Consider the following 6,000-nt stretch of genomic DNA (forward strand, 5'->3'; position numbering starts at 1 on the left):
CAAACGACAAAACCCGCCGGACTTGACGTCGGGCGGGTCTTGCTCTGCACAGAACTGCCTGCGCGGCCTGGGCCGCACGCACCTCGCTAATTAAGCGGACAGTGCCTTCAGGGCAGCAGCCAGACGGCTCTTGTGGCGGGCTGCTTTGTTCTTGTGGATGATCTTCTTGTCAGCGATGCTGTCGATGGTCGACACGGACTGCTGGAAGATGGTGGTCGCAGCGGCCTTGTCGCCAGCCTGGATGGCCTTGCGAACTGCCTTGATTGCGGTGCGCAGGGTCGAGCGCTGTGCCGAGTTGTGCGCGTTTTGCTTAACTGCTTGACGAGCGCGTTTGCGCGCTTGTGCGGTATTTGCCATGAAATTTCCTAAATCGGGGTCAAGTTGCGTTTGCAAACATTAGCGAGTGAAACCGGCTCTTATCCGTGCCTGCCCAACGATTAGTGTCTGCTAACAGAATTCAGTACAGCCCACGATTATAGCGAAACAAACGGGTCAGGGCAATTCATAAATGCATAAATGTCTCCGGATGCCACGTGCGCAGCTAGTTGCCCACGTATAATTCCCGGCCATGAACCTGCTCCGTACCCTCGCCGCCATTTCCAGCATGACCATGGTGTCCCGTGTCACCGGTCTGCTGCGCGACAGCCTGTTTGCCGCCACCTTCGGCGCCTCGAACTTCACCGATGCCTTCAACATCGCCTTCCGCCTGCCCAACCTGCTGCGCCGGCTGTTCGCCGAAGGCGCGTTCTCGCAGGCCTTCGTGCCCATCCTCACCGAGTACAAGACCAAGCATGGCAGTGAAGCGACCAAGACCTTGGTCGACCATGTCGCCACGGTGCTGATCTGGGCCACGGTGCTGACCAGTATCGCCGGCATCGTCGCCGCGCCGGTGCTGATCTACCTGATTGGCGGCGGCCTGCAGCGCGAACCGGCCGCCTTCGATGCGGCCGTGGTGATGACGCGCATGATGTTCCCCTATATCGCCTGCATGGCCTTCGTGGCATTGGCCAGCGGCGTGCTCAATACCTGGCGCCAATTCAAGATTCCGGCCTTTACACCGGTGCTGCTGAACATTTCCTTCATCGTCTCGGCACTGGTGCTGGCCGACTGGTTCGAGCAGCCGATCTACGCCATGGCGGTCGGCGTCTGCGTGGGCGGCATCGCCCAGGTGGCGGTGCAGATCCCGTCGCTCGTTAAACTCGGCATGCTGCCGCGCCTCTCGCTCAACCCATTGACCGGACTGCGCGATGCCGGCGTGCGCCGCATGCTGGGCAAGATGGGGCCGGCCGTGTTCGCGGTGTCGGCGGCCCAGATCAGCCTCCTGATCAACACCACCATCGCGGCCAGCCTGGCCGCCGGCGCGGTCACCGCCCTGCAATACGCCGACCGCCTGATGGAATTCCCCACCGCCCTGCTGGGCGTGGCCCTGGGCACCATCCTGCTGCCCAGCCTGGCCAAGGCGAATACCGAGGGCGATACCCAGGAATACTCCTCGCTGCTGGACTGGGGCCTGCGCCTGACCTTCCTGCTGGCCCTGCCCTCCTCGGTCGGCATGGCCACCCTCGCCGTGCCGATGATCGCCACCCTGTTCCACTACGGCGTGTTCGATGCCGGCGACGTGCGCGCTTCCTCGCTGCCGCTGATGGCCTACAGCGCCGGCCTGCTCGGCTTCATCCTGGTCAAGACCCTGGCCCCGGCCTTCTATGCGCGCCAGGAAGTGCGGACGCCGGTGAAGATCGCGGTGGGCGTGCTGATTGCGACCCAGCTGATGAACCTGGCCTTCGTGCCGCTGTTCGGCGTGGCCGGCCTGGCGCTGTCGATCGGCCTGGGCGCATGCATCAACGCCTCCTTCCTGTACGCCGGCCTGCGCCGCCGCCAGATCTACGTGCCGCAGCCGGGCTGGGGCAAGTTCTTCCTCAAGCTGGTGCTGGCGGTCGGCGTGATGGGCCTGGTCTCCTGGTATGGCCAGGCGCAGTTCGACTGGATCGCGCTGCGCGCCACGCCGCTGCTGCGCGCCGGCGCCCTGGGGGCGATCATCGCCGCCGCCGCCGTCGCCTACTTCGCCGTGCTGATGCTGCTGGGCTTCCGCCCGCGCGACTTCAAGCGCCGCGCCAAAGGCTAGCGACCGGAATCCTGCGATTGGGTCGTCGGCACCGATGGCTCTTTCGGCTCTTGCGGCGGCTCGGCCGGTTTCTCTTCCGCCGGTGGTTCCTCCACCGGCGGTTCTTCCTTCGGCGGCTCGGGTTCGGGCTGCGGCTGCGGCTGCGACGGCGCCGGCGCTGGCGGGGCCGCCGGCAAGGTGCCGGGCGTGAGCGGCGGCATCGGTACGATGACGGGCCGCGCGCCCGGCGCCAGCGGTGCACCGGCCCCCTGCTGGTCAGCCATGAACTTCCAGTCCGCGATGTGCTCGCGATTGTCGAAGCCGGGGAAGCGCTTGTCGAAGTTCGCCAGCTTCAGCGGCGCCGCTTTCGACAGGCTGTGCACGCCCAGGATGCGCCCGCCCTCGCCCGCCCGCACCAGCCCCCATTCGGCCTTGCCGCTGACCGGATCGACGAAGATCTTGCGCAGGTGGCGGCGCGGGTTCGGGAAGCGCGGGTCGCGCAGCAGTTCCTGCAGTGTCATAGGCTGGGTTGGCTGGCCGCGCGGGGTGGCCTCGGCATAGCTCTTCAGCGCGGCGCTGAACTGGTAGCCGATCTCCAGCAGTTCCTCTTCCGTGTGGGCGCGCTGCAGCAGCGCGCCGATCTTCAGCGTGGCGGCGCCCACCAGGCCGATGATGAAGACGAAGATGATCAGGCCGAGGTAGGTGAAGCCGGCCTGGCGCAGGCGGGGCGTCACGCTACCACTCCGCGAACGGCGTGCCCTTGCGGTCGTTGCCCGGCGCGCCGCTGCGGATGTTGCCCAGCTCGCCCTGCTCGCCTTCCGGCGGCGGCTCCACCACCCAGCCTTCGCGCGACTCCAGGATCGGGTCCATCGGCAGCTCGCGCAGGTATTTTTTCTCCACCAGCTGCTCGAGCGAATCCGGATAGCGCCCGGTGTCGGCCTTGTACTGGTCGATGACGGCGCGGGTATTGCGCAGGTTCTCGGCAAGGATGGTCTCCTTGCTGCTGTCAATGCTGGGGAAGAAGCGCGGCACCGCCAGGGTCAATAGCAGGGCCACGATGCCCAGCACCACCAGCAGTTCGATCAGGGTGAAGGCGCGCAGGCGCCGTGTGCTCGTCATCGGGTTCACCACTTGTTGTAGGGGATGCCGTTCAGGCCCGGTTTTTCCGACCTCGAGTAGACGTCGTAGACGTCATCGCCCTCTTTCGGTTCGTCCGGCTCGCTGGCATAGCTGCGCTTGCCCCAGGTCTCGGCAGGGGTGGCCTCGCCGTCGGGATGGAAGGGGTCGCGCGGCAGGCGCCGCATGAAATAGATCTGGGCCTGCTTCGGGCTGCGCAGGTCGCGCACGCCCTCGACCAGCATTTCCAGCCGCGGGGGATAACCGGTGGCGCCCGCAGCTTTCGCCACCCTGCCCTCGTCGCTGGCCTTTTTATAGGCGTCGATGCCGGCGCGGATCTCGCGCAGGGCGCGGCGCAGCTCCACCTCGTCGCGACGCTGGGCCGTGACCTGGGCCACCGGCACCACCAGCGTTCCCAGCAGGGCCAGGATCGCCAGCGTCACCAGTAGTTCGATGAGGGTGAAGCCGCGCTTGAACATCACTGCTGGTTGGTCGGCGCGGGCGGCACTGCCGGCGGTGGCGGCTGCACCGGGATCACCTGGATGTTCGGCGCCGGCGCGGCCGGCGGCGGACCGGATTGGGGCGAACCGCTCTGCGGCGTCACCGGCAGCTGCGACGGCGGGACCGAGATAGGTGCGGCCGGGGTGCCGACCGGCGCCGGTGCCGGTACGGCCGGGTTGGCCGGTGCCGGCGTGGCGGCGCCGCTGACCGGGGCCGCGTTCTGGCCGGGCGCGGCGCCCGGCGCCGCACCGACGCGGGTGGCGGCGGTGGCGGCCGGCGCCGGCGCACGCGCCGTGCTGTCCGGACGGCGGCGGAAACTGGCCTCGGTGCCGGCGCCAAATTCCGACGCTGCCGCCGGCGGACGCTGCACCGTGCGCACCAGGCGCGGCGTGATCGACAGCACGATCTCGGTGCGGTCGTTGGAGTCGCGCTGGCTGCCGAACAGGCGGCCGACGATCGGCAGGTCGCCGATGCCCGGCAGCTTGCTGGCGCCGGAGCGGTCTTCGTTGCTGATCAGGCCCGCCAGCACCTGGTTCTCGCCGTCCTTCAGCTGCAGGAAGGTGGTGGCCGAGCGGGTGCCGATGCGGTAGGCCACGGTGCCGGAACGGGTGGTCACCGATTCGCCCAGGGTGCTGACTTCGAGCGAGATGCGGATGCCGACTTCGTTGTTCAGGTAGATAGTCGGCTCGACGTTCAGGGTCAGGCCCACGTCCACGTAGTTCACCGATTCCGAGGCGAAGCCGCCCACGCCCGAAGAAATCGTGGTCGAGATATTCGGGATCTTGTCGCCGATGACGACCTTGGCCTTTTCCTTGTTGCGCACGCGGATGCGCGGATTGGCCAGGGTGTTGGAATCGCCGTCGGTCTTGTTGGCATTGACCGTGGCCGACAGTTCGCTGACCGTGCCGATGCTGCGGCTGGTGAGGCCGCGCAGCTGGCTGAGCGTGATCGGGTCGCCATCCAGGGTCGCCAGCGGCGAGAACGAGACCGCGCCTGGCCAACGGATGCCGAGGTCGGTGACGCGGCTGCGCTTGATCTCCAGCACCTCGACATCGAGCATGACTTCCGGCTCGGGCACGTCCTGCAGCGCCACCAGCTGGCTCGCCACGCGCACCGCTTCCGGGCTGTCGCGCAGGATCACGAGATTGAGCTTTTCATCGACCACCACGTCGCGCGACTTGAGGATGGTCTTGAAGGTGTTGGCGATGTTCTTGGCGTCGGCATTGGCCAGGAAGAAGGTCTTGACCGTCATCTCCTGGTATTCCTTCAGCTTGGCCGCCACGTTCGGGTAGATCAGGATGGTATTGCCATCCATGACCTGGCGCTCGAGCTGGTTGGTCATCAGGAGGTAGTAGACCGCCGCCTCCACCGTGCTGTTCTTCAGGAAGATCGAGCTGCGCTGGTCGGCCTTGACGTCCTTGTCGAACACGAAGTTCAGCCCCGAATGGCGCGAGATGATCTCGAAGATCTGCTTGAGCGGCGCGTCGCGGAATTCGAGGCTGATCGGCTTGCGGAAGGCCGCGGTCAGGGCCGCTTCCCCTGCGGGCGCGGCATTGGCCTTTTCGTCGACTTCCAGCAGCAGGAGGCGCGCCGGCTCGTAGCCGGGACGTTCGGCGAGGATCGCGGACAGCTTCTGGCGCGCGCCATCGAGCTCGCCCTTGTCGAACGCGGCGCGGGCCGCCTCCAGCATGCCGCCATGACGGCGGTCGCTTTCCACCTGGCGCAGGCCGGCGCGCGCGCGTTCGTTGGCCGGGTCGAAGGCCAGCACGCGGCGGTAGTCCTGCAGGGCCAGCTCGGCCTGCCCTTCCGCCAGCGAGGCCTCGGCCTGCTTGACCAGGCGGTCGGCGGCGCCGTCGCGCGCGCGCAGGTAGGCGGCGCGGTACTCGGGGTTGGCGGGATCGGCGGCCACCGCCTCCTGGTATTTCACCAGCCCGGCCGCGACCTTGTCCTGCGCGACCAGGGCATTGCCTTCCTGGTAGGCGCGCTGCCCGGCGCAGCCGGCAAGCAGCAGCGCTCCCAGGCCGGCAGCCAGCACGAGATTCCGGATACGAACCATCAGTCGAATACTCCAATATTGAGCTGCTGAACCTGGTTCAGCGGCAGGTAGGTCAGGGTCAGCACGGGCGGCCTGACGGCGTCGACGCGGTAGGTACCGTCGATGACCGTGTTTTCGCGCACGAGGTAGGTGCGGTCGCCGCGCGCCAGGTAGATTTCCCAGGCGCCGTCCTGCAGCGACTTGCCGATGAAGGTGAATGGCAGGGGCGGCGCGGTGGGCGCCGGCG

6 protein-coding genes and 1 pseudogene are annotated in these 6,000 nt (G+C 67.3%); 1 reads left to right on the top strand and 6 read right to left on the bottom strand.

Features of this window, described 5'->3' with window-relative positions; translation table 11 throughout:
• Positions 1-90: 90 nt before the first annotated feature.
• Positions 91-357 carry a 30S ribosomal protein S20 gene (rpsT, locus tag LK542_RS13245; protein ID WP_036216299.1) on the bottom strand — a complete coding sequence of 89 codons (267 nt, stop codon included), beginning with the start codon at positions 355-357 and terminating at the stop codon, positions 91-93.
• 211 nt (positions 358-568) lie between these two features.
• On the opposite strand from rpsT, the gene murJ reads away from it, so the two are divergent.
• Positions 569-2,122, top strand: coding sequence for a murein biosynthesis integral membrane protein MurJ (gene murJ, locus LK542_RS13250; protein WP_227812249.1), 1,554 nt, complete (start codon positions 569-571; stop codon positions 2,120-2,122).
• Here the strand turns inward: murJ and LK542_RS13255 are convergent.
• The 5 genes and pseudogenes from LK542_RS13255 to LK542_RS13275 all read right to left on the bottom strand — a co-directional run.
• Positions 2,119-2,835, bottom strand: coding sequence for a type II secretion system GspH family protein (locus LK542_RS13255; protein WP_227812250.1), 717 nt, complete (start codon positions 2,833-2,835; stop codon positions 2,119-2,121). The two genes, murJ and LK542_RS13255, sit on opposite strands and share 4 nt — an antisense overlap.
• A gap of 1 nt (position 2,836) precedes the next feature.
• Positions 2,837-3,220, bottom strand: coding sequence for a type II secretion system protein (locus LK542_RS13260; protein WP_227803600.1), 384 nt, complete (start codon positions 3,218-3,220; stop codon positions 2,837-2,839).
• A 5-nt stretch (positions 3,221-3,225) separates the two neighbouring features.
• Positions 3,226-3,696 (bottom strand): type II secretion system protein, encoded by a 471-nt coding sequence (locus LK542_RS13265; RefSeq protein WP_227803599.1) that lies wholly within the window; start codon positions 3,694-3,696, stop codon positions 3,226-3,228.
• Positions 3,696-5,774, bottom strand: coding sequence for a secretin N-terminal domain-containing protein (locus LK542_RS13270; protein WP_227812251.1), 2,079 nt, complete (start codon positions 5,772-5,774; stop codon positions 3,696-3,698). Before LK542_RS13270 ends, LK542_RS13265 begins: the two co-directional genes overlap by 1 nt.
• Positions 5,774-6,000: pseudogene (locus LK542_RS13275) on the bottom strand (hypothetical protein); the annotation flags it as partial. The gene LK542_RS13270 and the pseudogene LK542_RS13275, both read right to left, overlap by 1 nt.

Source organism: Massilia sp. IC2-477 (assembly GCF_020707265.1).
In the GTDB taxonomy this organism is placed as follows: Bacteria; Pseudomonadota; Gammaproteobacteria; order Burkholderiales; family Burkholderiaceae_D; genus Telluria.

Coding starts and splice junctions, on each gene's coding strand:
- LK542_RS13265 (WP_227803599.1), bottom strand. CDS start 3,696: ATGTTCAAGCGCGGCTTCACCCTCATCGAACTACTGGTGACGCTGGCG.
- LK542_RS13260 (WP_227803600.1), bottom strand. CDS start 3,220: ATGACGAGCACACGGCGCCTGCGCGCCTTCACCCTGATCGAACTGCTG.
- murJ (WP_227812249.1), top strand. CDS start 569: ATGAACCTGCTCCGTACCCTCGCCGCCATTTCCAGCATGACCATGGTG.
- LK542_RS13270 (WP_227812251.1), bottom strand. CDS start 5,774: ATGGTTCGTATCCGGAATCTCGTGCTGGCTGCCGGCCTGGGAGCGCTG.
- rpsT (WP_036216299.1), bottom strand. CDS start 357: ATGGCAAATACCGCACAAGCGCGCAAACGCGCTCGTCAAGCAGTTAAG.